Origin of the sequence: Chroococcidiopsis sp. (assembly GCF_051657925.1) — a bacterium.
GTDB lineage: Bacteria > Cyanobacteriota > Cyanobacteriia > Cyanobacteriales > Chroococcidiopsidaceae > Chroococcidiopsis.
This window is the reverse complement of the sequence record NZ_JBOFLP010000155.1, coordinates 102,787-126,507: the sequence shown is the minus strand read 5'-3', so window position 1 is coordinate 126,507 and position 23,721 is coordinate 102,787. Positions and strand designations below refer to the sequence as shown.

General features: G+C 45.6%; 24 protein-coding genes and 1 tRNA gene. 7 read left to right on the top strand and 18 right to left on the bottom strand.

The window, feature by feature from the left end:
- The 3 genes from ACRC32_RS12950 to ACRC32_RS12940 form a co-directional block, all read right to left on the bottom strand.
- Positions 1-1,045 (bottom strand): phosphotransferase (locus ACRC32_RS12950; RefSeq protein WP_438554357.1); only part of this gene is annotated, 1,045 nt, incomplete at its 3' end.
- Complete coding sequence (locus ACRC32_RS12945; protein WP_438554356.1) at positions 1,045-2,343, bottom strand: hypothetical protein; 1,299 nt, start codon at positions 2,341-2,343, stop codon at positions 1,045-1,047. The genes ACRC32_RS12945 and ACRC32_RS12950, both read right to left, overlap by 1 nt.
- On the bottom strand, positions 2,340-3,290 hold the full coding sequence (locus tag ACRC32_RS12940; RefSeq protein ID WP_438554355.1) for a hypothetical protein: 951 nt from the start codon (positions 3,288-3,290) through the stop codon (positions 2,340-2,342). The genes ACRC32_RS12945 and ACRC32_RS12940 overlap by 4 nt, the downstream gene beginning before the upstream one ends.
- 88 nt (positions 3,291-3,378) lie before the next feature.
- Between ACRC32_RS12940 and ACRC32_RS12935 the strand changes: the two genes are divergently transcribed.
- The gene (locus ACRC32_RS12935) at positions 3,379-3,633 is read left to right on the top strand and encodes a helix-turn-helix domain-containing protein (protein WP_438554354.1); all 255 of its coding nucleotides are present in this window, start codon (positions 3,379-3,381) and stop codon (positions 3,631-3,633) included.
- On the opposite strand, the gene ACRC32_RS12930 is transcribed toward ACRC32_RS12935, so the two are convergent.
- On the bottom strand, positions 3,630-5,120 hold the full coding sequence (locus ACRC32_RS12930) for a hypothetical protein (RefSeq protein WP_438554353.1): 1,491 nt from the start codon (positions 5,118-5,120) through the stop codon (positions 3,630-3,632). The two genes, ACRC32_RS12935 and ACRC32_RS12930, sit on opposite strands and share 4 nt — an antisense overlap.
- Positions 5,121-5,165: 45 nt before the next feature.
- Here ACRC32_RS12930 and ACRC32_RS12925 point away from each other — a divergent pair, with 45 nt between their 5' ends.
- Positions 5,166-5,657: a hypothetical protein gene (locus tag ACRC32_RS12925; RefSeq protein WP_438554352.1), complete on the top strand. Its 492-nt coding sequence runs from the start codon at positions 5,166-5,168 to the stop codon at positions 5,655-5,657.
- Here the strand turns inward: ACRC32_RS12925 and ACRC32_RS12920 are convergent.
- The 5 genes from ACRC32_RS12920 to ACRC32_RS12900 all read right to left on the bottom strand — a co-directional run bounded on the left by ACRC32_RS12920 (position 5,641) and on the right by ACRC32_RS12900 (position 13,060).
- Complete coding sequence (locus ACRC32_RS12920; protein WP_438554351.1) at positions 5,641-8,841, bottom strand: hypothetical protein; 3,201 nt, start codon at positions 8,839-8,841, stop codon at positions 5,641-5,643. The two genes, ACRC32_RS12925 and ACRC32_RS12920, sit on opposite strands and share 17 nt — an antisense overlap.
- A complete protein-coding gene (locus tag ACRC32_RS12915) occupies positions 8,819-9,301 on the bottom strand; it encodes a phage tail assembly chaperone (RefSeq protein WP_438554350.1) in 483 nt (160 codons plus the stop codon). Before ACRC32_RS12915 ends, ACRC32_RS12920 begins: the two co-directional genes overlap by 23 nt.
- A gap of 178 nt (positions 9,302-9,479) precedes the next feature.
- Entirely contained in the window at positions 9,480-10,559 is a 1,080-nt protein-coding gene (locus ACRC32_RS12910) for a hypothetical protein (RefSeq protein WP_438554349.1), read from the bottom strand.
- Positions 10,560-10,563: 4 nt separating this feature from the next.
- Entirely contained in the window at positions 10,564-11,094 is a 531-nt protein-coding gene (locus tag ACRC32_RS12905; protein WP_438554348.1) for a glycoside hydrolase family 19 protein, read from the bottom strand.
- Positions 11,095-11,134: 40 nt separating this feature from the next.
- Positions 11,135-13,060 carry a hypothetical protein gene (locus tag ACRC32_RS12900; RefSeq protein ID WP_438554347.1) on the bottom strand — a complete coding sequence of 642 codons (1,926 nt, stop codon included), beginning with the start codon at positions 13,058-13,060 and terminating at the stop codon, positions 11,135-11,137.
- 53 nt (positions 13,061-13,113) lie between these two features.
- Here ACRC32_RS12900 and ACRC32_RS12895 point away from each other — a divergent pair, with 53 nt between their 5' ends.
- Positions 13,114-14,769: a hypothetical protein gene (locus ACRC32_RS12895; RefSeq protein ID WP_438554346.1), complete on the top strand. Its 1,656-nt coding sequence runs from the start codon at positions 13,114-13,116 to the stop codon at positions 14,767-14,769.
- On the opposite strand, the gene ACRC32_RS12890 is transcribed toward ACRC32_RS12895, so the two are convergent.
- On the bottom strand, positions 14,753-15,949 hold the full coding sequence (locus ACRC32_RS12890; protein WP_438554345.1) for a hypothetical protein: 1,197 nt from the start codon (positions 15,947-15,949) through the stop codon (positions 14,753-14,755). The two genes, ACRC32_RS12895 and ACRC32_RS12890, sit on opposite strands and share 17 nt — an antisense overlap.
- 278 nt (positions 15,950-16,227) lie before the next feature.
- Here ACRC32_RS12890 and ACRC32_RS12885 point away from each other — a divergent pair, with 278 nt between their 5' ends.
- Positions 16,228-16,491 carry a hypothetical protein gene (locus tag ACRC32_RS12885; protein ID WP_438554344.1) on the top strand — a complete coding sequence of 88 codons (264 nt, stop codon included), beginning with the start codon at positions 16,228-16,230 and terminating at the stop codon, positions 16,489-16,491.
- A 434-nt stretch (positions 16,492-16,925) separates the two neighbouring features.
- On the opposite strand, the gene ACRC32_RS12880 is transcribed toward ACRC32_RS12885, so the two are convergent.
- The 5 genes from ACRC32_RS12880 to ACRC32_RS12860 all read right to left on the bottom strand — a co-directional run bounded on the left by ACRC32_RS12880 (position 16,926) and on the right by ACRC32_RS12860 (position 19,461).
- On the bottom strand, positions 16,926-17,498 hold the full coding sequence (locus tag ACRC32_RS12880) for a hypothetical protein (protein ID WP_438554343.1): 573 nt from the start codon (positions 17,496-17,498) through the stop codon (positions 16,926-16,928).
- Entirely contained in the window at positions 17,443-17,904 is a 462-nt protein-coding gene (locus ACRC32_RS12875) for a hypothetical protein (RefSeq protein WP_438554342.1), read from the bottom strand. Before ACRC32_RS12875 ends, ACRC32_RS12880 begins: the two co-directional genes overlap by 56 nt.
- Positions 17,905-18,214: 310 nt before the next feature.
- Entirely contained in the window at positions 18,215-18,352 is a 138-nt protein-coding gene (locus tag ACRC32_RS12870) for a hypothetical protein (protein WP_438554341.1), read from the bottom strand.
- Positions 18,353-18,367: 15 nt separating this feature from the next.
- Positions 18,368-18,943: a hypothetical protein gene (locus ACRC32_RS12865; protein WP_438554340.1), complete on the bottom strand. Its 576-nt coding sequence runs from the start codon at positions 18,941-18,943 to the stop codon at positions 18,368-18,370.
- A 59-nt stretch (positions 18,944-19,002) separates the two neighbouring features.
- Positions 19,003-19,461 carry a hypothetical protein gene (locus ACRC32_RS12860; protein WP_438554339.1) on the bottom strand — a complete coding sequence of 153 codons (459 nt, stop codon included), beginning with the start codon at positions 19,459-19,461 and terminating at the stop codon, positions 19,003-19,005.
- A 198-nt stretch (positions 19,462-19,659) separates the two neighbouring features.
- Here ACRC32_RS12860 and ACRC32_RS12855 point away from each other — a divergent pair.
- From ACRC32_RS12855 to ACRC32_RS12845, 3 genes are all read left to right on the top strand, one after another.
- Positions 19,660-19,731: transfer RNA gene (locus ACRC32_RS12855), tRNA-Ile, on the top strand.
- Between the two features lie 129 nt (positions 19,732-19,860).
- Positions 19,861-20,040, top strand: a complete 180-nt coding sequence (locus ACRC32_RS12850) for a hypothetical protein (RefSeq protein ID WP_438554338.1) — start codon at positions 19,861-19,863, stop codon at positions 20,038-20,040.
- A gap of 212 nt (positions 20,041-20,252) precedes the next feature.
- A complete protein-coding gene (locus ACRC32_RS12845; RefSeq protein ID WP_438554337.1) occupies positions 20,253-20,939 on the top strand; it encodes a hypothetical protein in 687 nt (228 codons plus the stop codon).
- Between the two features lie 257 nt (positions 20,940-21,196).
- Here ACRC32_RS12845 and ACRC32_RS12840 read toward each other — a convergent pair whose 3' ends face one another.
- The 3 genes from ACRC32_RS12840 to ACRC32_RS12830 are packed head-to-tail and all read right to left on the bottom strand — an operon-like array spanning position 21,197 to position 22,320.
- Positions 21,197-21,508, bottom strand: a complete 312-nt coding sequence (locus ACRC32_RS12840) for a DUF2493 domain-containing protein (RefSeq protein ID WP_438554336.1) — start codon at positions 21,506-21,508, stop codon at positions 21,197-21,199.
- A gap of 6 nt (positions 21,509-21,514) precedes the next feature.
- Positions 21,515-21,679, bottom strand: coding sequence for a hypothetical protein (locus ACRC32_RS12835; RefSeq protein ID WP_438554335.1), 165 nt, complete (start codon positions 21,677-21,679; stop codon positions 21,515-21,517).
- On the bottom strand, positions 21,676-22,320 hold the full coding sequence (locus ACRC32_RS12830; protein WP_438554334.1) for a hypothetical protein: 645 nt from the start codon (positions 22,318-22,320) through the stop codon (positions 21,676-21,678). Before ACRC32_RS12830 ends, ACRC32_RS12835 begins: the two co-directional genes overlap by 4 nt.
- Positions 22,321-23,721: the final 1,401 nt, after the last annotated feature.

Sequence of the window (23,721 nt, the reverse complement as noted above, 5' to 3'; positions counted from 1 at the left end):
CCAACCTATACAGTTCGTTGTCATATGCAGTCATAAAACTGTCCGTTGCTTTTCTATCTTTTTTTCTAGACGATCTAATATCGTCGGAATGTTTTACAACACCTGATCGGCGTGATTGTTTTGATTGGTGTTTTGACGTGTTCTTGTGTTTCGATGCCAACTCCCAATCAATAACCGAAGATTTTCCTGTCGCATCTACTAAAATGTTTCCAGTGTGGATATCGTTGTGAACGTATCCGGTGTCCTTGTAGAACTTATTTAATTTTTGAGCGGCTTCTCGTCCATACTGCTCAGCTTGTTCAGGTGACAATTTTCCCGAATTGATCATAGAAGTTAAAGACTCCCCAGCGTTCGATGTAATGTATCCATCGCTTCCTTTTCGTCCATGTTTTTCAATAATAGATGGTCCTATTCCTGCTTTGGCAGCTTTATCCATTACCTCGTAGTTCTTTGAAGTTTTGGTGTTAGGAAGATTGTAGATGACTTGAACTTTAGATTTATCGGGAGACATTAGAACGACTTTGTGATCTTCCTTTAGAAGAGTAGATGCTCCAGGCATTCCGTATTTCTTGATAAGGTTGTCTCTACGTCTTAAAATAAGTCCTCTTGTTCCTGCAAAGCCACCTACCGCTCCCAGTCCTGCGCCTAATAACGTTCCTGCTGTATCTTGCTCGTTAGGCGCAATTGATCTTCCAGCAGCCGCACCTGCGACTGCTGTTGCGGCTACAGGTGCTATGTACAAGCTTTTGTTTACTTTCCCCAGTCCTTTGAAAACATTGAATTCGGCAACATTCATGTAGTGGTAAGAATAGGGAGCAATAACTCCTGTGTCTGCCATCTTTGGAGGATCTAACCATAATCTGGCTCGTCTTTGAAGTTCATAAGCCGCATAACCAGTTAGAAGACCTCCTGCTAATAACCCTAGTCTGTCCGGCTTCTTGAGAAGATATCGAGACCCTTTAACCAGCCCAGACGATCCGGTTCTTAATCCAGCAGATATCCCCCTACCCGCTAAAGTTCCGATACCGCTATAGATATCACTCACTATTTATATCCTCTTGAAAGCTTATACTCTTCGAATTCCTTATTCTCCTGATATCTATCCCATCCTTTTTTAAGTAGATATCCTCCTCCTAGCACCGCTCCCGTACCTGCAACCCCTAAACCTACTTTCCCGAAAAACCTTCTGGCTTTCTTCGCCTTTTCCGATTTATCCTCTTGCCTTAGCTTCATCATTTCATATGATGTTTTGTGCTCCGATGATGAAGAAGGTGTAGAGGTATTTGATAAAAGAAGACTTTTTGTTTTGGGTGTGGGCTGTTTATTCGGTTTTTCCGATTTGATCGGAGAAGTATCTAAACCGGATACTCTATCAATTAACTCCTTTGGAGCTATGGGATCACTGGATTTAGGTATTCGATGAAGGGATTGAACTGGAAGCAGGCTAGAAGTAAGCTTATCCAATGAACTTAGCCTTTCCCTTGCTTTTCTAGATGCTCCTTTTGGTTTGGTCGGCTTGTAAGCAGCATCCAAAGATATACGTCTACCTTTTTCATCCATAAGAGGATCAGGGGAAAATGCTTTTTTCTTGTCGGCATATACCGGATCTAGTTGTTTATAGCTTGGAACCTGTTCAGGCGCACCTTTCCTGTTTACTTCCTGCTGCTGAGGTGTTAACCTTTCCCATTTTTCTTTTCTACTTACTTCCTTTGTTAATGCAGGCTTAAGTCCTTTTACGGGGTATGAAAGTATTTGCGTCGGCTTTTCTGTTGCGGTAGATACAGCTCTATAGGCATCTTGAACGTTTTGAACCGCTTTCTGGTTCTTGGGTTGTTTTAGATCCGCTTGAAGCTGAGCTGCTTGCTCAGCGGTGATAGGAGACAATCCTGAAGATCCATTCGATGAAGTATGTCTAGAGTACGCTTCCTGCTCCCACGGCTTTAAGTTGCCTGCTTCCTGTCTAAAGTAACGATCGAGCTGAGCGACTTTGTTCGTCACCTCTCGGTTTGATCGAAGAGTATCGATCGCAGAATCGAACGCAGGTTGATTTTCTCCCATCAACTTCGATCGACCAATCGATTTTCGAACTGCCCTAACCCGATCGATCGGTCTAATCAACTTTTCCGAGCCGCTACTATCAAGATAAGAAGACTTTTGAGCAGTTCGTTGCGGATCAGCTTTCTTTCCCGCTGGTTTAGTCTCACTGATCGCAACATCCGCCTCGCTCTGCTTTCCTCGATAGGATGGATCGCTAATATCTACACCGTCCAGCGGTCTTGGACGGTAAGGGAAGCTCACAAAATCTGCGATCGAAGAAGAATAGCGGAACTTTAATAGTTTCATCGACCTGCTCGACTATATTTTGAAACTCTAGAAAAATGTGCAACTCGTCGATTCGATCGGCTATACTGAGCCGCAGTTCCCTGAGTGCCGTCCTGTAACTGGACCTGCTGCATCTGCTGAGCCTGCTCGGATGTAAGTGTCCCCGGATCTTGGGAAGCTGATTCGGTATCAGTCAATCCCAGCATATCAATTGTGCGGACACTGAACCCATTCAAAGCATTGAGAACATACTGCTTTAACGTGTCGATATTTGTAATATCGATCGCTTCATTCGTGTAGACGTTATTTAGTAATGACCAAAGACTTTCAGTCAGTTCTTCATACTCTTCACGCATATCATCTAGTGTCTGTTGAGATGATTCTAGGTCTTCCCAAGTCACTGCGTTTTCCTTTGTAGCATCTAGCATCGAAAAGAGTCCCATATTCGGAATTGCCGGAATTGGGACAAGTGATAATTCAACAATTCGATGATCTTTCGGATCAAGGTTCAAACCCATCGAAACGGAGGTTACAATCCCGTCTCGAACCTTTTCTGCCGCGTCTCTTGCTTTAATTGACACGTCGTTAAAGAACAATCCTAGTTTACCGATTAGATGCGTTGCTTTCCGGTTTGGCAGATCAGATTCTTCGATCGTTTTCGTATAGGCTCTCCCTTCGATCGATCCAACCGTCGTCCCGAACTCTTTTTTATGGTCGGTGCAGAGCGGAATCACAGTTCCTTTTTCTAGCGCCGCGTTCGTAGACTCTGCGATCGTCGTAAGCCTATCAGAAGAGAACATATGTTCTCTTCCGTTGCTGTCCTTAAATGATCCTTCAACCGCAACTAGCGCACGTTTCAGTACTCCGCCGCTGTCTGGATCTGAGTTTTGTTCAAATAGTGCGGGTTCGGTATACCCAATCTCGAAGTTTACAACCGTTTTTGACGGAGACTGTTTTAAGCTAGTCACTTATGTATAATCTTAAGCACAATATAATATTATAGTAACAGACCTAAAACCTTTGATAGCAGCATAACCGAATACATTACTAGACTAGATGCCCGGTAAAAAAACGCTTACATCCCCTCATTTTTGCAAACAAAGCTACAAGAAGCAGCTCGGTCAACGACTACGTGATGCAAGAGAGTCTACCAATTTAACTCAGGAAGATGTTGCGGCGGAGTTTGAAATTTCTCAAGGATCTGTTTCTCGATACGAACTCGGAAAAGCAGACCTTACATCCCACCAACTTCTACTGTTCTCAAAACTATACCGAAAACCAATTACGTTTTTCTACATGGACACGGTTTAATTCAAGGTGTTTGATAAATTGTTAATCATTTGCTGATAAACAAGATCATCCGATGATCCGAGTGACTGTATAACGGTAGAGGTCTTTTCTATGATTGTCCGATTCGAAGCGGCAGGGAAAGCTGATGAATTTGCAGATCTCAGGAAACCACTAAAAATATTTGATCGAGACAATAGAAACAACCCTCCCACAATCAACGCTGCGCCTGCGGCTACTGTAGCCGCAGTTTGAATGTTTTCCATTAACTCTTTGTTTGGTTCCGCAGGTTGACGTTCGCGAGATGCCTCCTCTTCCTCTTCCTCTTCTTCGTCGTCCTCTTCGACCAAGGTTAAATAGCATCCGCAGTTTGGATGAAACGGAGGAGGACTCGTTTTAGAGGCTTTGAACGAGGTTTGAGTATTCTTCGAACCTCTGTATTTCAGCACACTGCGATCGAGTCGGGTTCCCCAATACAACAGCGTTTCTACCGACAACTCCTTTCCGTCCATCTCCTTGCAAAATTCGCATACCTCATACCCAGGCGACACCTGCTCTAACTCCCAGTCAGCATTTACTCTCATTTTCCGTTTTCGATCCGCAGGCGCAGAAAACCCGGACAGCTTACCAAAGTTGTACGCCAAATTCAATTCCGTTCTCAGAATTGTTCTAGCGCGATCGGCTCCGCGAATTGTTGGCTGATCTAAAATATTGCGAATCACCTCAATGCTTCGACCTCCTCCTCCCAACACCGCTCTAAGCTGTGTTGGGGTTTCGGTGTCCTGCTTCAGGTAGTCTGCAATCGTAGATTTAATTGCCTCACTTTGTCGTTTAGAGTAATCCGCAGATAAAACCCGCACTCTTTGTCTCAAGTATTCGCTATTAATAAAGTTTGGCTCTAGCGCTTTAGATTTCATTTGGTAATCGGAAACATCCTCGATCATCTGCATAAATCTCAGCTTTTCCTCAAGAGACAGTCGAGCAGCTAGTCGAGTACTTACAATCCCATCAAACGCGCCAGACTCCTTTAACTCTCTTAAATCCCGCTCTAACTTATCAGATTCTGCACTAAATGACCCGATCGAGTCAGGAGCATTAACAAAGTCAGCAATCGATCCTCCTTGCAGACTAGAGAATTTTAGAGGCGTAGAAAAGCACCCCGACCATAGCTGTGTTGAATGCAAGAAATCAAGTGTTTGATGATAGCGTCCTAACCGAAAGAGATCTAACCAAGCACCCGACAGAACCCTAGAAAATCGGTTCGTTAATGCAATCTCAACGCGGACTGTGATTTGTTCTAGTGCATGTGCGATCGCTGCCGCAGGCACGACCTTAAGCTGAAGGATCTGGGAATCACTCATCACCCCCAGGAACTGCTGCAATGACTCTGCAACTGAACGCACTCTTAACTCATTGATGGAAGCGTGAGTTAAAAAGTCCAGCTTCGACCGATAAAGCTGATCATATTCTTTCTGTTTATAGCGACTAAATTCTTTGTCGGATCGAGACATGCTAGAGTTAACTATATATTTTTACTATTATAGGTTACTTCCATTATGGCGTCTAAGCGTCGAACAGTCGGTCGGTACGGCATTTCCGAATACGTCGTTCCGATTCAAGCGAAATTCATGGAGAAATTCCCGGACAGTGTTCCCGATCAGTTTATTGTGGATCACGTTGTCAAATACTTTCTAGAGTACATAAAAGAGGAGTTGTTCAAAGGAAATATCGTATCTTTGTTCGCCTTTGGAAAGTTCTCGACTCGGAAACGAATAGATTTTGAAACAGGTCGGGAACAGTACTATCTCAAGCTAAAGTTTTCAAAGCATTTCCTGATGAAACTTAGAGAGTTAAAAGGAACCAATACCGACGCGGAGAAACGCGCGATCGATAAGAAGCGCGGATTTATTCAAACGGTCTGGGAGTTTAGACATGCCTACAATGCAAAAGGAGCGTCAAAAAAATCATCTTTCGAAGCGACCGTCGAAACCCCTCCTGAACGATTGAGCAATCCATACGACGCAGACGTGTCTAGTTATACGGACTAGTAGGAGGCGTAAAGGAGGCGGTATGGAATGCCGATCGCCGATAGATAGCAAACTCATCAAGATAGAGCGCAGTTGTTGTCACTAGCAGCTTTGTTTCCCCGATCGTTCCAGCCGTAGTAGCATCTCGATACTCTAGTACATCCTCCGCCGATCCCACCAAAACACCGTCTACAAACAGGAGCAGGTTTTGACTGGATCGATCCAACTCGATATGATGGAATCCTCCTGATAAGCTAATCGAATCCGTTGCAATTAGAGCTAATTCAGGAATTGCATTTCGACCTACGAACAACTTATCCTCGATCAGGTAAATTACAAGGTCGGCTTGCTTGTAAAGGATAAGACTTTCTATTAAACTATCCCCGACCAGCGAAATCTGAAAGGTAATCGTAAACTCTTCGTATAGATACGCTAGATCGGTCTCGTTCGGAACGGTGATTGGATAGACAACCCCCGCGATCGCGAGTCTGTAACTCGCGGCTCCGAATTTCTTTTGGCTGGTGGACGTGATTCCATTCGAAGACAGTACTTTTTGCTCAACAGAAGAGTCAATAACCCCTGATTCGAAGTGCATCAACAGTACAAACCGAGATGGATCAAAATAGTCCCGAATATGGGCATTAATTGTTTTCGCTAACTCTATTTCTACCGAAGTGTTGAACGCAAAGAATAACGGGATGTACCCCTTAACACTTCGATCGGTAAACATTCGATCCTGTGCGATCGAATGAATGGTTGTCGGAACCTGACTATTAAAAATCACGATCGATAGAACAGATTCCGGCAGCTCATACGACGGAGGCTGAGTCTCCCCATTCACAAACAGATCCGCATTCAGAACCGCAGGAGACGCTAACACTGGATCAAGCAGCGTCCCGTTCTGACCCGCATGAAAATCCGCCGCTCCGTCTTGTCCCAGTAGGAAGATTCGACCCATCGATCCGCTTGCACGAATATAAGCAATGCAAAAGGTTCTAGCGGTAATCGGGGACTGGAACCGAAGGGACGATCCGCCATTGAGTTGATATTCTGCACACCGTCCGTTGGACAACGTTGGAAGGGATGACAGTTTTACCGTCGTACTGGTCGCACTATTTCCATTCAGACGATAATCGTTCCAGGTTTGGATGATCTGACCGGATAGTACCGTAGAATCGGCAGTCGGAAGATAAAATGCCTGAAAGTATCCAAACTCTTCTTTTAGCTTGACATAGACCGGATTTAATCGAATCGTGACGCTTAAATCAAATCCTAGTGTTACCTGCAAGCCCAGCGAATTCGATACTAAGATCTGATAGTTCAACACTTCATCTTTCGGAGCTGTAACGCTCAGAACGCCATTCACGATCGACGAGTTATAGTGTGGCGTTAGCAGCGTAAACTGAAGCGGTAAGGCTTGAGGATCAAGCACCTTTTGGTTTAGATCGATCGTGATTTCTGGATCGTATCGATACTCTGTGTTCGTCTCAAAGATGTACGGCTGGAGTGAGGATAAGTAGCGCTGAGCCAGCAGCGCATTCACAGTATCAAGCTGGCTTGCATCTAATACACTATCCCAACATGCAAAGAACGCAAGTCTTCCCCGCATTCCCATTAGTCCTGAGAATCCGAGCGTTCCGGTGGAATGGGTTGCTGTAATAATTTGGAGTTTACCCAGCGGCAACTTGTAATTTAACGTATTCACCGATCGTCTATGGATCTTGGCTCTTAACTTAGTGATCTCTGTTTGTCCATGCACTTCCGTTGGAAGCCGAACGGTCCACAATTCCCCAAATCCCTTCGTATCAGGAAAGGAGTCCAGCATCGATCGCGATCCGTACCCGTCCTGAACATAGACCCATACAAACGTTTTCCCCGAAAACCCACCGGAGGCTTTTAGGTTAGAGGTTGCTCCAAAGATCACGGATGATCGCTGATTAACGACTGGATCACTTTCTATCCAGATCGGGTAGTTTTCAGGAGTGGATACGTTTAGGCGAGGGGTGCTTTGACCGGAAATAATGCGTCGAGCATCTTCCCAATACACGGCTCGTTGGTCTACATCTGTCCGTAGACCATAGAACGATCCGTCTACGTGCCGTTCCGCGCTCAGCACCAGTTTTAAGGTTGGAAGATTCGGGAGCAGCGTTGCGATCGGATCAGGTCTACATGAAATCAACTTAAACTCGAACGTCCGCTGCATCGACGCGGCGTTTGTGACCTGCACCGATACAACGCCATCAAACGGAGCGTTTAATGTCCCAAAAAGAACTCCTGAATTTGTGATAGAGAGTCCCAGTGCAGGAGGAGATAGTAAAGTGTATTGAACAAGATCAAACCATTCATCGACAATATTTTCCGCTAAATTAAACGACACACTTGACCCCACAAACCCCCGAAGTTCAGGGTCTTGGGTTTTCACAGGTCCAGAGTAGTTAATGTACGTCTGACCGAGCTGCTGCTCGATCGGTTCAAGCTGCTCGATTGGAATTGACTCTGAGAACGTCAAAAGCGCCACGACCCGACCTTGAATCGAATCTCCGAACGAAGGGGAGGCTGCTCCTCCGATCGCGCCTGAGCGACCTCCTAGACCCAACAGCGGCTCCGATTGTTCTGCGTTCGCGATTCCTCTTAAGGTTAGCAGTCTAGGTTGATTTAGAGGAACGATCGCATCTGACGAAACTCGTCGTCCGTTAATCCGGGACTCTGCCAGATACACGGATCGATTCAAAAGCGGTTCTTTTCCCCACAGCGATCGTCCCCCGGACGGAAAGCTATCGTAATACACGGGAGGATTCCCCGGAAGGTATCGAGGAGAATACAGCAGATAGCTCCCTTCTTCGCGAGTGAGGTAGACCATGATCACGGTGCCGACTCGGATCGGGAACTTGAACACCAGTCCATTATTCCCGTCATTCCCAAAATCGATCGACGGATAGTTATTAAATTGAGGATCGACGGGAATAATGGAAGGCTCTCGACTAGAGGTGCTGTACAGATAGTTGCCATCTGCCAACAGGTTCGACCAAACTTTAACTTTATCCGTATCTCCTGAAAGGGAACCGATCCCACTCCCTTCAACATACTCAGGAAACGCAAGATATACGCCGTTCAGGCTGGGAATATCTTTCAACAGTTCCCATAAATCAAAATCTAACGGCTTTCCGTTAGAGTATACGTGACTATATGCGTTGGATAGCTTCATTCAGCTCTTTCCCTGTGTGCTGGTACAGCAGTGCCTCGACCAGCGATCGAATTGGAGAAAATCCGTATCGACCCCATTCTTGAAGAAAGGAGTTCCACGACGGAGAAGGTTCCACGTCTTGCAAAAACTGGACTTCGAGATCTAGCAGAAGATCGTCTTTCCATCCTTCAGCCAGCTTAGATACTTTTGTCGGTGGGGTCGGAAAGACGACATGTTCAGGACGATCGGCAAGCTTCGTACAGATCCTTACCACGTTTCTGTATTGAATCCATCGCCGCCGCACTTGTTCTGGTAGATCGACATCTACCACAATCCAATCGGACTGCTCTAGCAATCGAGACCGTTCCTGGTTAATTCTATCCCATGCCGACTGAAGCTGATACGGACATTCGTAGAGTTCCGCGTTCACCATCCAATATCGACCATCTAGATAAGGAGATCCAATAAATCGGTACTTCACGTAGGGACTTTCAAACGCTGGGTTTAGGATATTGAATCCGAGCCGTTCGAACCCCTGGCTTTTTAGAAAACTGTCTGTCACATCCGACGAAACAAGCCATCCCATTTCCCCATGAAGACGTTTTAATGCGTCATCTTTAATCAAGAAAGAGGTCGGATCTTTGAGATCTACATACAGTTTAAGCGTCTGTAACGTATTGAGTGGATCGAAGGTTGACATCTTTTTGAGTAGTAACGACTTTTAGACCTTCAAGAGGATCGGTGTAAATCATAACATTCAATGTCACCGTTCCTTTTGTGATCGTAAAGGGCTTTCCGTTTTCCAATCGAATCGATCGCGGCAATAAAAGCGCTCCTTTTAGTCCCACGATTTGAAGGGAAACCAACCTCACCTGACTCACGGATGGATCGACAAACGGATAGGTAAAATCGATCGATAAGGTCCGAACCGCATCGGTGCAGTTAAAGCGATACACTGAGGAGCGGGTCGCCTCGATCGTATACACGCACTGAGCGGTAGAGCATGGGATGGTTTCGACTCCATACACCTGATGAACGATCGAATGCTGCTGAGCATTAAGGGAGTTTCCCAGTGCAGGAGATCGGTCCCACTCAATCGTTAAGGGTGCAATTGCAGCTTTTTGCGATCGACGCTCAGACGGTGGAACATTTCTTAGAACGGAGTAAGGTGGGATTGCCGCTCCTCCCAGCGTTAACACATCGTCGAGCGCTACTAGCGTCGATTGCTCTGGAAGTAAGGTCCAGTACCCTGCAATCTCTAGCGGAACAGGGCTTTTGGTGGATTGACGTACCGCATCATTCCGAAACCCAACGACAAAACCAGCAGGTTTAACAGCAGGAAAAGTAACATCCGCTAGATCGCCTAACTTAAATCTGGGTAATGGCTGATTCTGCAATCCGGTTGGATAGACTCCGATTCCGTCTCCGACAGAGGGAGTTTGAATCGAAACCCCTTGAATGTCCTGAAGTGAGATAAATCGGGTTTGCGGAGTCAGCGCTAGTCCTTGATCGGTTCGTCGAAACGATAGAAAATTGGACGTATCTGCCCCTAGCGTTACGTTCGGTTGAAACATTGAGAAAAGGGACAGGCGAGATCGATCGGAATTGATCGCCAGCACCTGTCCCTCCGCAGTCACGGTAAACGTCTCAAGTGAGACCATATTAACCGCAAGTTCTCCTAACCGCAACTCAGTAGGCTGCGGCGATCGATCAACCGTAGAGTACCGGAGATCGACCATGATGCTAAAGGAGATGCGTCAATGCATCTTTCGCCGCATGAAGATAGTTAATTCGATCTTCTAGACCGTTGTATCCTCCATTGATGATCCGCGTGATTCGATCGATATCATCTGCATCCGCGTGATCGTTCAGACTGTGTTTGTCCCAATACCAGAAAGCACTCTCTACGCAGTGCGGCAATTCTGCCAACCAGTCGGGATTGTTTAGATAGTCGATTCCGGTATCAAGACTGATCGCCTGATAGTTGTAGAAGCCTGTCACCTGAATCAATCCCCGACCCTTGAATCGCTGTCCATCCCCCGCTTCGGTGTTTCCTAAGTCTGTCCGAAACTCATAGTCAGCACCACTGGCGAGTTCCTCCTGGTATCGAAACTCTCCGCTTTCGTGACACACTTGAGCCAAGAAATGGCAAATGCGGAGGTAGTTATTAACTTCGTATTTCTTAAATCGCTCGTTTAACGGAGCAACAAACGGCTTTAGCTCCTCGCGAGAGGCGTTAAACGTACTACGATATAGCTGATCTAGATTAATCAAAACAGAAGTCACTATAAAGGTTAACTCTATTGTACGCTACCTAATAAAACCACTCGATCCCAAGAGAGTGCTCTCCTAGATTAAATCCATAGCTAAAAACCTGAGATTCTAAGATCCGATCGCCTTCTCCTCCCGTTAATCCAAATCGCATATCAGGAGGCAGAAAATTGTCCCAGTACCGAGCGACCCGATCGGTGATTCGGACGCTATTTAGGTTCCCAACTAAACTAGATAAGTATCGATCGAACTCGATCCCGTTTGGCGCGATCGCAGACGTAAGCTGACGATAATTCTGCGTTACTCCGTCAATAAATACCCGATATTGAGTACTTTGTCTAACGATCGCAACATGCTGGTATAGTCCCACCCCTCGCTGAAAATAAGTGTACGCATTAGGCAGGGTTAAAGATAGCGATCCGATCGTCACCGCAAGCTCTGTCGTTTGGGTAGATGCCGCAACTAGCCCTTTGTATTGAAGATCAATCGCAGGAGGCGATCCACCTTTCGAAAGCTGGAACAACGTATAGTCATTTTGAGGAGTCAGCGTTAACTCAGGTAGCGGAAACTCCACAAAAAACTCGATCGTAAAGTCTTGAGTGAGCTGAATCGACGCATCTAGCAGCGTCTCTATTAAATGACTAGGCTGCGTAAAGGATGCAACCTTCTCTTGAATACCGAACGTATAGAGATCGGTTTCCAGTTGAGCTGTATTCGTCGTTGTCGTTGAAGTAACTAAGTCTGCTACTGGACCAGGCAGATAGTACTGTGATTTGTCGTCAGACCAGAGGCGACCTGTGCTTTGCTCAGGTTCAAATGTATGCAGCAGAGCCACATAATCGTAGTAAGGGTCATATAAATCCGGTTGACTGAACGATTGGGGTTCCGCAAGTCTACTTTTATCGTATCGGTAGGCGGGTATCCCGCCTTGACCTAGCGGAGCTAGATTCAAGGCGTTTACAGTAATATACGAATCTATTCTAGTATTATTTGGATTGGCAAAGGTGGGAAATGAGCGCTTACTCACATGCACCGTTACGAGATCCACTCTTCCCGGTCCAGATAGCTTTATAGGTCGTCCATCCTCATACTGCATGTTCTCTAGACCTGCAAGTACAATCGCCCCTGTATCTTGCCGCAGCTCCAGCATCATAATTGCAGAGCTGTTTACTTTATGATTCGTAACAATTGGAACCACGGTACAGTAGGGTAGAACACTAGCGGGAACTCCTTGCAGTATCCAGTAATCGGCTTCTGCATAGTTCAACTCGACGATCGCAGTGGTGAGTTCGACTCGTTTGACTCGGTACGTTGAATCAATCAGTGAATGTCCCTGCGCGTTTAAGTTCGTTCCTAGTTTTGGAGACGGATCACGCTCAATCTGAAGGTCTTGGTTCCGCCAGATTCCATCGGGGTCCAGCATAACAACCTGATAGCGCTCTTGATCTGAGATCTCAACATCATCTAGCTCTTGCAGTGTATTGCGTCTCGATCGAGTCTCGAATCGATTCAGCACAGCATTAAATACTAAGACCTGATCGTTCTGATCAGCCGTTGCGGTTGGGTTCGTTGGATTTGCAACACTGACATCTAGCAGCTCAAATAATGAATAGGATGGACGATAGTTGTGGAACGTCTCACTGATGGGATCGTATCGAAGATACTCCCCGGACCGAGGGTTAGAAATCTCAACATCTGACAGAGACGATAATGATCCGATTTGATTACTGGCTCTATATTTTCCGTTCTGATAAATCAGGTACGATCCGTCTCTAACTCCGGTTAAATCGACATCCAATAAGTCTTCAAACCGCTCCGCGCCTTGACCGATTTGAATAATCTCTCCAAACTCGTTCTTTGTATAGAGATAGGCTTTACTTCCGCTAATCTGAAGGGCAAGTTGACCGATCGGCAGTTCTTGTGGACGGGGAGGAGTGTTGCTGATCGAATAGCGGACAAGAGTACGCATAGTGCGAAGTGTATAATGATACCTATATTTAATATTTTAACTGTTATCTTTCAGTGGTAAAACGAAATAGTTCCAGTCGCGATTACAGTCGTCTAGACGACGATCTGTTTCTACTCGATCAGCTTCTACGGGAAGAAATGTATGAGAAAGCTGAGAAGAGTTTATACAAGTTCTTTACGAGTTTCTGGAACACGTTCGATCCGAGTCCTCTTGTCGATAACTGGAGCATTCAATGCATGTGTGAGCATGTGCAGGCTGCTCTTAAACGAGATATTCGACGACTGATCATCAACATTTCTCCGCGATCGTCTAAAAGCACGGTCTCTTCTATCTCTAGTCCTGCGTGGTGGCATATTGATCATCCGTATGAGAAGTTCTGGCTGGTTTCCCACACGCAGAAACTATTTACTCAGAACATTGTCTACGCTAGACGGATTCTAGATCACCCGCTCTATAAGGAGCGGTGGTGCGATCCAAAACTAGACGAACACTATCGATTTACACTTAGCACTGATGTAAATACCAAAACTAGAATTGAGAATAATCAAGGGGGATATATACTAGGAGGTTCCCCGTCTTCTGGTGCTTTGGGGATGGGTTACTCAGTTGCGATCCTAGATGACATTCTAGACTCGGAAGAATCCAATAACCCGGAGATGGTCCAGAACGTCAATAACTGGTTTACCCAGACGTTCTTAAACCGCTCCAATGACGTGCGATCGGATGTCGTGATTATTGTGATGCAGCGACTGGCATCGGGCGACCTCACCGACTATGTGATGGAAAAATACGGGGACCAGGGATGGTTTCTATTGAACATCCCTGCCAAGTATGACCCAGATCGGACCTTTATCAGTCCGATCGGTTTCAACGATCCGCGCACGAAGCGCAATCAGTTGATGGACCCAAACCGATTGCCAGAGGACTTTCTAGCCCTCCAAGCGATAGACTCTTTAATTTATAACACTCGCTATCAACAAAACCCAGACGCAGAATCAGAAGGGAACTTAATCAAAGCGGAGTGGATTCAGGAAAGCGCAACCAAACCCACTAGTTTTTCTAGTTTGATTACGGTTTGGGATCTAGCATTCACCGACGAACCAACCTCTACCTATACGGTTGGGTTAGTTCTCGGAAAATCCGAAGATAAGTACTATGTGATCGACATGTTCCGCGATCGCATCGATGCCCCCGCTCAGAAAGATGCAATCTTAAAGATGCGTCAGAAGTATCCCAGATCGATCGTAGGGATTGAAAAACGAGCCAATGGTCATGCTGTGATGTCTATGTTGCAGCGTGAAGTCACTAATATCTATGCGTTCGAACCAAGACTCTTCGGAGGATCGAAAGAACAGCGTCTCTCTGCTGTGCTACCGCTGTTTCGAGATAAACAGGTCTATATTTATAGTCCGTTTGAAGTTGATGGATCGATCGAACCAGATTACAGCGCAGATATTATCAAGAAAGAGTTAAAAGCGTTTCCGCTTGCCAAGAATGACGATATTGTAGACTGCGTAGCGTATGGTCTAGCGTACCTGGCGCAGAAAGGTCAGGAGTCAATGGCGATCGTCACTCAAGGACAGCGCATTATTATAGGAGACGAGGAGGTTGATCTCTACAGGCGAAAAAGCTCGTCCGAACTATTTGAGGACGAGCGCTATTTCCTAGAGATCGACTGTACTAAAGACTACCTTAAGCAGCTTTTTTAAGCTGGACAAGCGTATTGCTGGACAAGGTTTTATCGATCAACTGCTGAACGGCAGCTAGTTGAGCAAGCTCGTCCTGAATCGCACGAACTTTACCCTTGTAGCCCTCAACTTTATCTTGCATATCCTTCAAGATACTCAAATACTTTTCTAGCTCTGCTTGTTTTCGTTCAACGCATAACGAGACATCATCAGAGTGAGTCGCAACAGGTTTCGAGAACGTTGGAACAATCCAACCCTTTACCTCTGAGCGCTGAAGTAAGAATACCTCGCTAGGCGCATGATGGGTTCTGGTTAACTGATCCGCGATCGTATTGACTTCTCTCGGGACATGTTGAATCACAACATCTCTTCGGATCTTAGCGAGTGATCTAGACGGGTGATCGGTTTCTGCGAACTTTCCGGCTTTCCAATCCTCCACAGCATATAAATTGTCTGTGTACAGGTACTTAGATTTGAAATATCTGTACCCCATCACCAGAGCCAAACATTCTGCCTCTTCAACCGACATCATAAACGGAATTTCTTTAATTACAGCTTTACCCGATCGCACTGACCACGCTGCAATTCGAGTCATTTCCGCTTCGTAAGATACGGAGGCATCGCAATAAACTCCGTTTACATCTAGATAGTGTTCTTTAGCGGCAGCGGCAACAATCTGGACAGGTCGAGCAAGCGGATTCGCGGGAGGAGCGGGAGTCTTATTAACAGCTTCCTCCGAATACGTTAAGCATTCTAAAAGAAACAACTCGCCGATTCCTTTCTTAAATTCCATCCCCAGCGCTTTAAGCACATCTCGACCCATCGGGTTTTTCTTAAACCCGATCACGACAGAGAGCAAAAATTGAGCAGGATACAGATGCATCGCCTGCAATACAGGCGGCATCTTCTGGAACGAGTAAGGCTCAGCTCCTTCCCACGTCGAGGCTTCGATAAACCGACTTCGAGGAACTGTGATTCGACCACACTCTCCTAACTTATCCATTAACGCTCTAGAGAGACTGTTGAATGAAGTTGGGTGAACCTCCACCACTTTCGAAGCAAATGTACTTCCGATATACCAGTTGCCATCAAGAGCGATGAACGGAGGATTAGATTTGTGTGAGACAAGGATCTCCTTACATAGCTCTGGATTTGATGCAAGATGCTCAATAGTTAAATTTTTTGAGAGTTCGACACCCATACATACTCCTTATTGACAAACCCTGTTATTTAGGGAATAGACTACAAAATCATCCAATCATTTTACTCTACCGACTTGTATCGTGTATCAATGAAACTACTGAATTCTCTAATATTTTAGCTAATCCTTCGTATTGATTTACGAACTACCTACGCCTTTTAGCTTAGAAACTTAAGCGGATACATGTATCTAATCCAAGGTGTCCATGTCGTAAAATTGACATCGGCGTAAGTGTTCTCCTTGAATTTTTACCAGATAAACTACCCGTTAGAACAGCTATGCAGATGCTCCAAGCGATCGTTTCCGGTGTTAGAGGCGACTTCCTAAAGCAGGTGATTATCTCCGAAACCTTTTCTCAAATAGATGACTTAGCGCAACGCCTAAAGACGTTAGAAGCTGAGGCAAAGATGGTTCAAGATCGGATCGCCAAAGACGGATTTAATGCCTGTGGGATATACATTCTGCTTCACGACGTGGAGGGTGGAACCTGCCGAAATATTGAGCTGGGTTTTGACAATACTCCGTCTTGCTTGTTAAATTAGAGCAAACCCCTGGAGTACACTTCAAGCTGTCAAGCGAGGTGTGCCATCAGGCTGGTCGGTAAAATCAGTAAAGCACCGAAGATATCTTCGGTGCTGTTCTTTTGGATAGAGTTCAGAAGGCTACTGAGCTAACGTAACTCTCTTGAACAGGCTGTACTTTTACAGGTGTTCAAACGAGTTATCCAACCCGCTTTTCCCTAGTTTCAGATTCAGGTAGCTATCTCCTGAACTGGGATCTCGCTCTGTCAAGCAGTTGTGCGAATCTGGTGATCAGCTAGCCCCGCACATCCGGCACCTGCCTTCTACCGGACCTGGATCGTTCGATCGTTGGCAGCTCCAGTAACCCGAAAGTAGAATACCACACGATCGCTTTTATACACAAGAAAAGCACCGAGATTATCGGTGCTCTTTACCCAGAGTAAACGATTGGTGTATTACGGCATACGATACCAGTCGTCCATATCCTGCTTAGAGTAATATACTCCGTCCCATACCTTTCCTTCGTCGTTTGATTGGGATGATGATCCGCCTGACTCAGGAAATTCTAGCCTGTCCTGATCAGACGCCAAGCGCTTAAAAAACGATCCGAAGATATGGACGAAATAGTTTCCGTTCTCTTTTTTATCCTCGATCGCGTCTCGTGCGATCGAGGCTCCTTCGTCCGCTGCCTTCAAAATCCTCGAATCCCCTGCGTTGTCAGGAAGATCTCTGATCCTTTGCGCTCCGTAATGCTCGATAGCTGCCATTTCTCGCTGCCGTTCAAGATCCCAATCTTCTCGCTTTTTGGGTTCAGGTCTTCCTCCGGTCACTGCGCGATCGCAACGTACCGTAACTCTGGCAATTGTGTTCTGATCGCCTCCTTTGGATACGATCGCATCTGTGATATCTCTGCGACTCTCCAATCCAGCCGATCGAACAAAAGAATGTTCATCAGATCTAGAAGCCTTACGATTACCTTGCGCCTTGGATAGATTTGATCCCTCTCCCTTCGAGTTGATTTTTCCCATATTCTAATATCTCTCCTTCTAGCGTTTTAACACTGTCAACATCTGCTCCGTAATCCGGGGATTCTTTCGATCTTTGAAACCCTTCCATAATGAACTCAGCAGCATCAGGATCTCTAAGAATCAAACCATCCAATATCTCAGGAATTAAAGGATACCATCCCTCCACTTTTGAAAAATAAAGTAAATGGACTTCCAAGAAGTACGAAGGCTCGTCCATCACAGCCAATAACAGCTTTGTCTGCTTATCTATAAAGGCTTCTCTCCATGTAAGAGGAGAGAATACATCTCCATAGCTGGCTACCTCCAAGGCTACTTGATCATTCTGATCATCTTCAGATAGCTCGTCTATCTCTAACTCGGAAACAATGAGTCTTCTAACTAATCTCTGAGTATGTTCGTAATTCATATCTAACAAAGCCCTGCTTGTATGAGCAGGGCTGTGAGTTTTGCACCGATCGTTCTACCAATTCAAGTCTCCGACTCGCCGCCGCTTAAAATAAAGTTCTCTCTCGAACTGGTTTACCCACCAAATCCGGCACGTCGAACAGAACTCTGCATCCAGTCCGGGGATAATCCTGACCTTCTCTTTTAGTTCAGTCTCTAGCTGAGCTACAGTCCCATTCCTGTATGCGGCATAGTGGATACAGGAATCCTGGATCTTTGCGCCGTTAGCGCCGATCCAGGCGATCTCTAAGCACGGCTCAAGGACAAATCCATTAACTGGCTTCAGGGTCTGGAAGGTACTCGTCGTCTTCTTCTTCTTCGTCATCCTCCTCGTCACCATCCTCCTCTTCGTTGCAGTATTCGCTAGCAATATCAGGCTCTACATCCACAATATAATCGGACTCAGACATAATCATCTCCTGTCGTTAACGGCGATTCAGCCTCTCTAAGGACACCCCTGTAACAATGTATTGCCGCTTGTCGGTACGCGGATCAAGCCGCTTATCCAGTATCACAGTTGTCCAGCTCGTGTAATCGGTATACTCTAGCCGACCATCCAAATCCAAGGTTGGATCTCCTAATCTAGAGAGAATAGAAGACTCAGATTGAGGATAGGCTAAGTTGCTAGCTATGAACCAGACGGGGGAATGAGCAGGTCTTGGTGCTCCGCCAGGATTCTGCTCACTTTTCCATCCCTTAGACCCGGAGGATGCAGGTAAAGAAGGGGAGTATTTTTCAATCCTCACAACACCCGTACCCCGATCCGATCGACTTTCGAACCCGCGTTCTTCTCGCTCAGCGGCAGCACGATCATTTTGATCAGATTGCGCCTGCCCCCCAGTCAGGAACCCCATAAAATCAGCACGAGCAGGGATGTTACCTGCTAAGCCAATAAATACGAAAACACCTGCAAATAACCGCACCTTTCTTCCAGGTGCGGGAAATTTTCCAACAATCGGAAGCATACACACCTCGATGTTCGTAAATAACAGCACAAGCATAACGTACTCAGCCAAAAAGGACAACCGCACGTATACAAAAAGTAATACGTGCGATCTACTTAGTAGATTTGCTTTACGATCGCGATTTGTACTGCCTCATTCAACGAAATAGTGGAATAGGTTCCGAGTCCCAGGGGTCCGCAACTTGATTGATCAAAGAAATCTTCTGCTGCCATCTTGGTAGGCAAGAATGCAGAGATTAAAAACTCGCGATCACATAGATGTTCGTGAAGGGTCGGGGTTACCACATGATAGATCGGCTTAAATGACGATAGAGGCTGTCTTGCAGCCTCAGCCGCTGCTCCATAGTTAAAGAAAGACAGTAGCGTTGCTTGACTAGAGCAGTAACTGTAATAGCTTCGATCGGGACCGACTAGAAAGACCGTAGTTCTATGCATCGATCGGATCGGGACTTTACGATATAACTCATCCACAAAGGAAGTCCCATATTTATATTTCCAGGAAGCAGACGCACTTAAGATAGACGGTTCAGCCAGAGGTGGAGTTTGAATATACACGACAGACATCTTAGGTAAACGGCAACACCCCGGTCTTAACACTATTTTAAGAATACGGGTGTGTATTAATACTGTTATTCCGTGATCCGTGCGGACGTGTCTTATTCAAACATCTACATTCCTTGATATCAATAGGAAATTATTAAGAAAACAAGAAGATATAAGAACAGGGTAGGTGTTAAGATATACTTCACATAACCGGGATTGACCGAGCGGAAAGGTACTTGACTCATAATCGAGCGCAGGCAGGTTCAACTCCTGCATCCCGGATTTCTATACCAGCAAGCATGTTCAACCAGTATTCGCGAAAACCTTACCAGAAGAGAATAGCGGTACAATAAGGTAGAAGAATTGCTTATAGTTATGTACACTCGTCGATCGGCGCATAAGTTTTCCTATATGGAAAACTCATCTGAGTTTGGGGTTTTAGGAACTACTGCGATAACAGGACTAGCTGGAGCAGGGATTGGTTTAGGCGCAGGGGTTGTGAATCTCTACGCTAGAGGAAATCAATGGGATAAAGATGTCCATACCTTGTCTACGGCTTTGAAAGCGATCCCAGAAATCCCTCATTGTTGATTAGTTCTGAAGCGGGGCGTGTATTTAATCGGACCCCTAAGACTAATGAATATGTGAAAGCGTATAGAGATAACGAGGATCACATTGCTAAAACCTGGCGAGAGCAGGGTAACAACAGATTTATTCTAGGAGGAGCTGCGCTAGGAATGGCGGCAGGACTCGGATCGCACTATATTCAAAGACGTTAGTTTGTTAATCTATTAGTACCTCGTATGCATTTAACTTTCTATTCTCAAGCTAATTTTCGTTTTATGACTCCTAGCATGGGTCGGGGACTTAAGAATACCTCAAGTGCTCTAGGTAAAGGATTTGACGATATTGCTAAACGCAAGACGAAGCTGGCTCAATCAGGTCATTTAGCATCTTCTGATCCCGTGCTAAGACGCAAGGCTCAACAGGAATTCGCAGCCATTCAGCAATCTGAGCGTCAAACCGCTCGAAGCAATAACTATCGACTGTATCCTCAAGGTCGGTTTATGCATTATCCTACTGCTCAATTTTCAGCAGGAGCTGCGATCGCAGGTGGATTGGGACTAGGTGCATTACTAGGGTATACAGCAGGCGGAGTTGCGAACGCTCGTCGAGTCAGTGAGTTATCTACGCCGCAGGAAACAGCCCTTCGTCAAAGACTTGGGACTCGATTTAACGAAGATTTTGAATCCGCAATCATGAACTCAGATAAAAGCGTTCTAGGAATGAAGGCGATTGACGCAGAAAGTCCAGAAGGAAAGCGATTCAAAGGAACGTTCGATCGATTCATGGGGAACGAACAAGACTTGATGAATCGCTACGAAGATCCTAGCTATCGTCCGATGGGTGCGTTAATTGGAGCAGGGGTAGGTGCAGGCGTTTTGGGAGGGGCAGTGGTTGGAGCGAAGTATTTAAGAGGTAGAAAGTAATATGAGAAGCAAACCTGATCCAAAAAGAGAGCCGGAACCAATCAAGGTGGATAGTAATCTTGCTTACGGCTACCCTTTTTCCACCTTAAGCTTTATAGAAGCAATCAAAAAACATAGTAAAAATGAATCTTGCTAACTTCGTTCGTTACTATACCGCAAATCTTCCTAAGATTCCTGCAAACGCTCAAACAAGACAATACGCTGCACAGCTTGTTAGAGAATCTAGAAAGAACGTTCGTCAGGGAAAAGCTCTTGGATTATAGGTCTATCATGTGTTTCGTCCCCTTTGATTTCCCGTCCCAAAAGATAACAGCGTGACTGACATACTTAGCCATCTTCTCATTTCGGATATACCCAGCAGATTTGCCGTACATGTCCCACTCTGCGGGGTATAGTTTTACAGGAAATCCCTTTTCCTTTGCATATCGCTCTCCTAGCTGGTCCGCTCCTCGTGCGGTCCCGGACACGATCTCAACGTCGGTATGATTTATCAAGGCAAGATCCAGATAGAATTTAGCTACTGGATAGTTTGAAAACGATCGCGATCCAGCAACGACAACTTTAATCACAACTTACTATGCCTCACCTGAATTCCATGCCAAATAGTTAGCGTATACAACTAACACCATGCCGCAGGTTTTAACTACAGGGCTGCTATGTTCTAGTAGAACAACTCCGACAATTAGTACAATAAATGCATAGCAAAACATTAGCAACACTCTTACGTCTTTGTTAATCATGACGGTTTTCCTTTTCTAAATATCCATTGACGATTGGTTTTTTGATCAAAGATCCAGTCGGAGTCTATCAGCGCAGATCTAATATCTTCTTCTGAATGGTAAGGCAGGCGACGCTTTAACTCGCTCAGTAAGATATACGATCGTTTCTTAGTTTTAGATGAATTGAGTAACTGATCTGCTTGATCGTGAATGCATTCTCTAACCGTCTCACTTTGATGGCGATCAGTAACTGCCACAGATAGGAAATAGCGTTTCAATCCAATCAATAACTCTCTAAACGATAAAGGCGACTGAAAAAATCGAGAGGTTAGACGAAGTTTTCGCTCCAAAGCAACCAAGTCTAAATCGTCTTTTGAAACCGGATGCTGTTTACGATTTAACAACTGCCCGTTTCGATAGGAAAACCCGGACACAAGATCGGGATTCGATAGAAAGTAGTCTCCTAATTCAGCAGCCGTGGCGCGAGAACTGATATCACGAGCTTTTGTTTTTAATAGGTATGCTCTCAGAGACGAAAGCTCCTCAACTAGCGGTACTAGCACCGCATCGACCTGCAACCCTTCGGTTTCGATCGCTTGTTTAATCCGCAAGACGTTGATCGGTTCTTGCTGAATTAGCTCCTTTAGCTCATCCTGGTCCATGTTTATGCTGCGACAGTATTCGAGGGTCTTGCGACAATATCTCCCGTTTTTTCAGGGGTCTTGCGACAATATCTCCCTGTTTTGCGACAGTATTCGAGGGTCTTGCGACAATATCTTTGGCTGAAACCCGCATTCCATCGTTGAATACTGTCGCAGATTACTCTATCTACTACTCCTACTGTAATTCCTTGCTCTAAAATCACAGCGGAAGATAGGCGAAATCTCGATGCTTCGATCGTGCCTTAACGTTAGCGGTCGTATATTTACCTAGCACTAACGTCCACTTACCTTTCAGGTGCCGCAACCACGGCACCGTTGAAGTAATCGAGCAGTATTGACCTCGTTCAACTTCTTCAGCATGGGGACATGGATCGATGTACTCACAGTCTCTTAGATGCTGATGCAGCGAGTCATTGATGCAATCAGTTTCTGGGAGACTCCATAGAAAAGTGTACAGATCGTCACACGTCAAACACGTTCTCTTTTGAAACGGTATACGATCGAAGATTCCAGTTGTTTCAATATAAACCTCCTTGATTGCGATCGGCTGATGACAATCAGAGCAGATATGCTCCTTACGCGCTTTTCTGCGCGTTGAGCAACATACCTCCGCAACTTCACACATACGACACCTCCTCGCATATCGCTTCTGATGTTTCGGTTGCTCTGTACTGGGGGATGGGAACCCCCTCAACGACGAAGTACTGCTTTGTATTCTCTATCTGCTTTTTAGCGGCTTCTAGCTCTTCCAGTCGCTCTGCTAGACCCGGCAACTCAGACGGGTCTCCATCAGTTATCCACAAGACACAGCTTATAATATCACCCGAAACCTGACGTAACATTTGACCATATATATCGGTTAGAACCTCCACTTTGATCGATCGGCTTCCAGACGCGATCGAATAGACGCAGGTTTGGTGCTCCCATGCTGCTACTAGCAGCTCTGCTGCTTCTCCTGCTGTACCAGCACTAACGGATCTCTCGAATATTGTATCGTCATAGATCAACTTGCAGGACCACACTAATAAGCTGCTCATACTATCTCCTGTTTTGATTTATCAGTGGTTGATTCGTTGGACTCGAATGATCTTGCTGACTCGAATCTTTCCTCTTAATCCTTGATTTCTTAGATAATCCTGCACCTCAGTTTCACTGAAGCACTTAACAAATCGTCGCGATCGATTCGTGAACCAATACAGGTATGATCCAGGAAGCGTGACACATACCGTAATAAACAACAGCATCATTAGAAATATGCTAGGCAGCAGCAAACATAAGGCTGCTGCTGCTGATCCCATACAAGCAATAAACAAGACGTAGCGCACCCGGAACCAACGCATAAGGCTTAAATGAAACGGCAAGGTTCATCTTGAAATAAAACAGATTTAGTGTCTTCAGTAT

Coding starts and splice junctions, on each gene's coding strand:
- ACRC32_RS12870 (WP_438554341.1), bottom strand. CDS start 18,352: ATGTCTGAGTCCGATTATATTGTGGATGTAGAGCCTGATATTGCTAGC.
- ACRC32_RS12830 (WP_438554334.1), bottom strand. CDS start 22,320: ATGGACCAGGATGAGCTAAAGGAGCTAATTCAGCAAGAACCGATCAAC.
- ACRC32_RS12850 (WP_438554338.1), top strand. CDS start 19,861: ATGGAAAACTCATCTGAGTTTGGGGTTTTAGGAACTACTGCGATAACA.
- ACRC32_RS12865 (WP_438554340.1), bottom strand. CDS start 18,943: ATGCTTGTGCTGTTATTTACGAACATCGAGGTGTGTATGCTTCCGATT.
- ACRC32_RS12920 (WP_438554351.1), bottom strand. CDS start 8,841: ATGAAGCTATCCAACGCATATAGTCACGTATACTCTAACGGAAAGCCG.
- ACRC32_RS12945 (WP_438554356.1), bottom strand. CDS start 2,343: ATGAAACTATTAAAGTTCCGCTATTCTTCTTCGATCGCAGATTTTGTG.
- ACRC32_RS12910 (WP_438554349.1), bottom strand. CDS start 10,559: ATGGTCGATCTCCGGTACTCTACGGTTGATCGATCGCCGCAGCCTACT.
- ACRC32_RS12875 (WP_438554342.1), bottom strand. CDS start 17,904: ATGAATTACGAACATACTCAGAGATTAGTTAGAAGACTCATTGTTTCC.
- ACRC32_RS12880 (WP_438554343.1), bottom strand. CDS start 17,498: ATGGGAAAAATCAACTCGAAGGGAGAGGGATCAAATCTATCCAAGGCG.
- ACRC32_RS12925 (WP_438554352.1), top strand. CDS start 5,166: ATGGCGTCTAAGCGTCGAACAGTCGGTCGGTACGGCATTTCCGAATAC.
- ACRC32_RS12835 (WP_438554335.1), bottom strand. CDS start 21,679: ATGATTAACAAAGACGTAAGAGTGTTGCTAATGTTTTGCTATGCATTT.
- ACRC32_RS12930 (WP_438554353.1), bottom strand. CDS start 5,120: ATGTCTCGATCCGACAAAGAATTTAGTCGCTATAAACAGAAAGAATAT.
- ACRC32_RS12890 (WP_438554345.1), bottom strand. CDS start 15,949: ATGGGTGTCGAACTCTCAAAAAATTTAACTATTGAGCATCTTGCATCA.
- ACRC32_RS12935 (WP_438554354.1), top strand. CDS start 3,379: ATGCCCGGTAAAAAAACGCTTACATCCCCTCATTTTTGCAAACAAAGC.
- ACRC32_RS12885 (WP_438554344.1), top strand. CDS start 16,228: ATGCAGATGCTCCAAGCGATCGTTTCCGGTGTTAGAGGCGACTTCCTA.
- ACRC32_RS12900 (WP_438554347.1), bottom strand. CDS start 13,060: ATGCGTACTCTTGTCCGCTATTCGATCAGCAACACTCCTCCCCGTCCA.
- ACRC32_RS12845 (WP_438554337.1), top strand. CDS start 20,253: ATGCATTTAACTTTCTATTCTCAAGCTAATTTTCGTTTTATGACTCCT.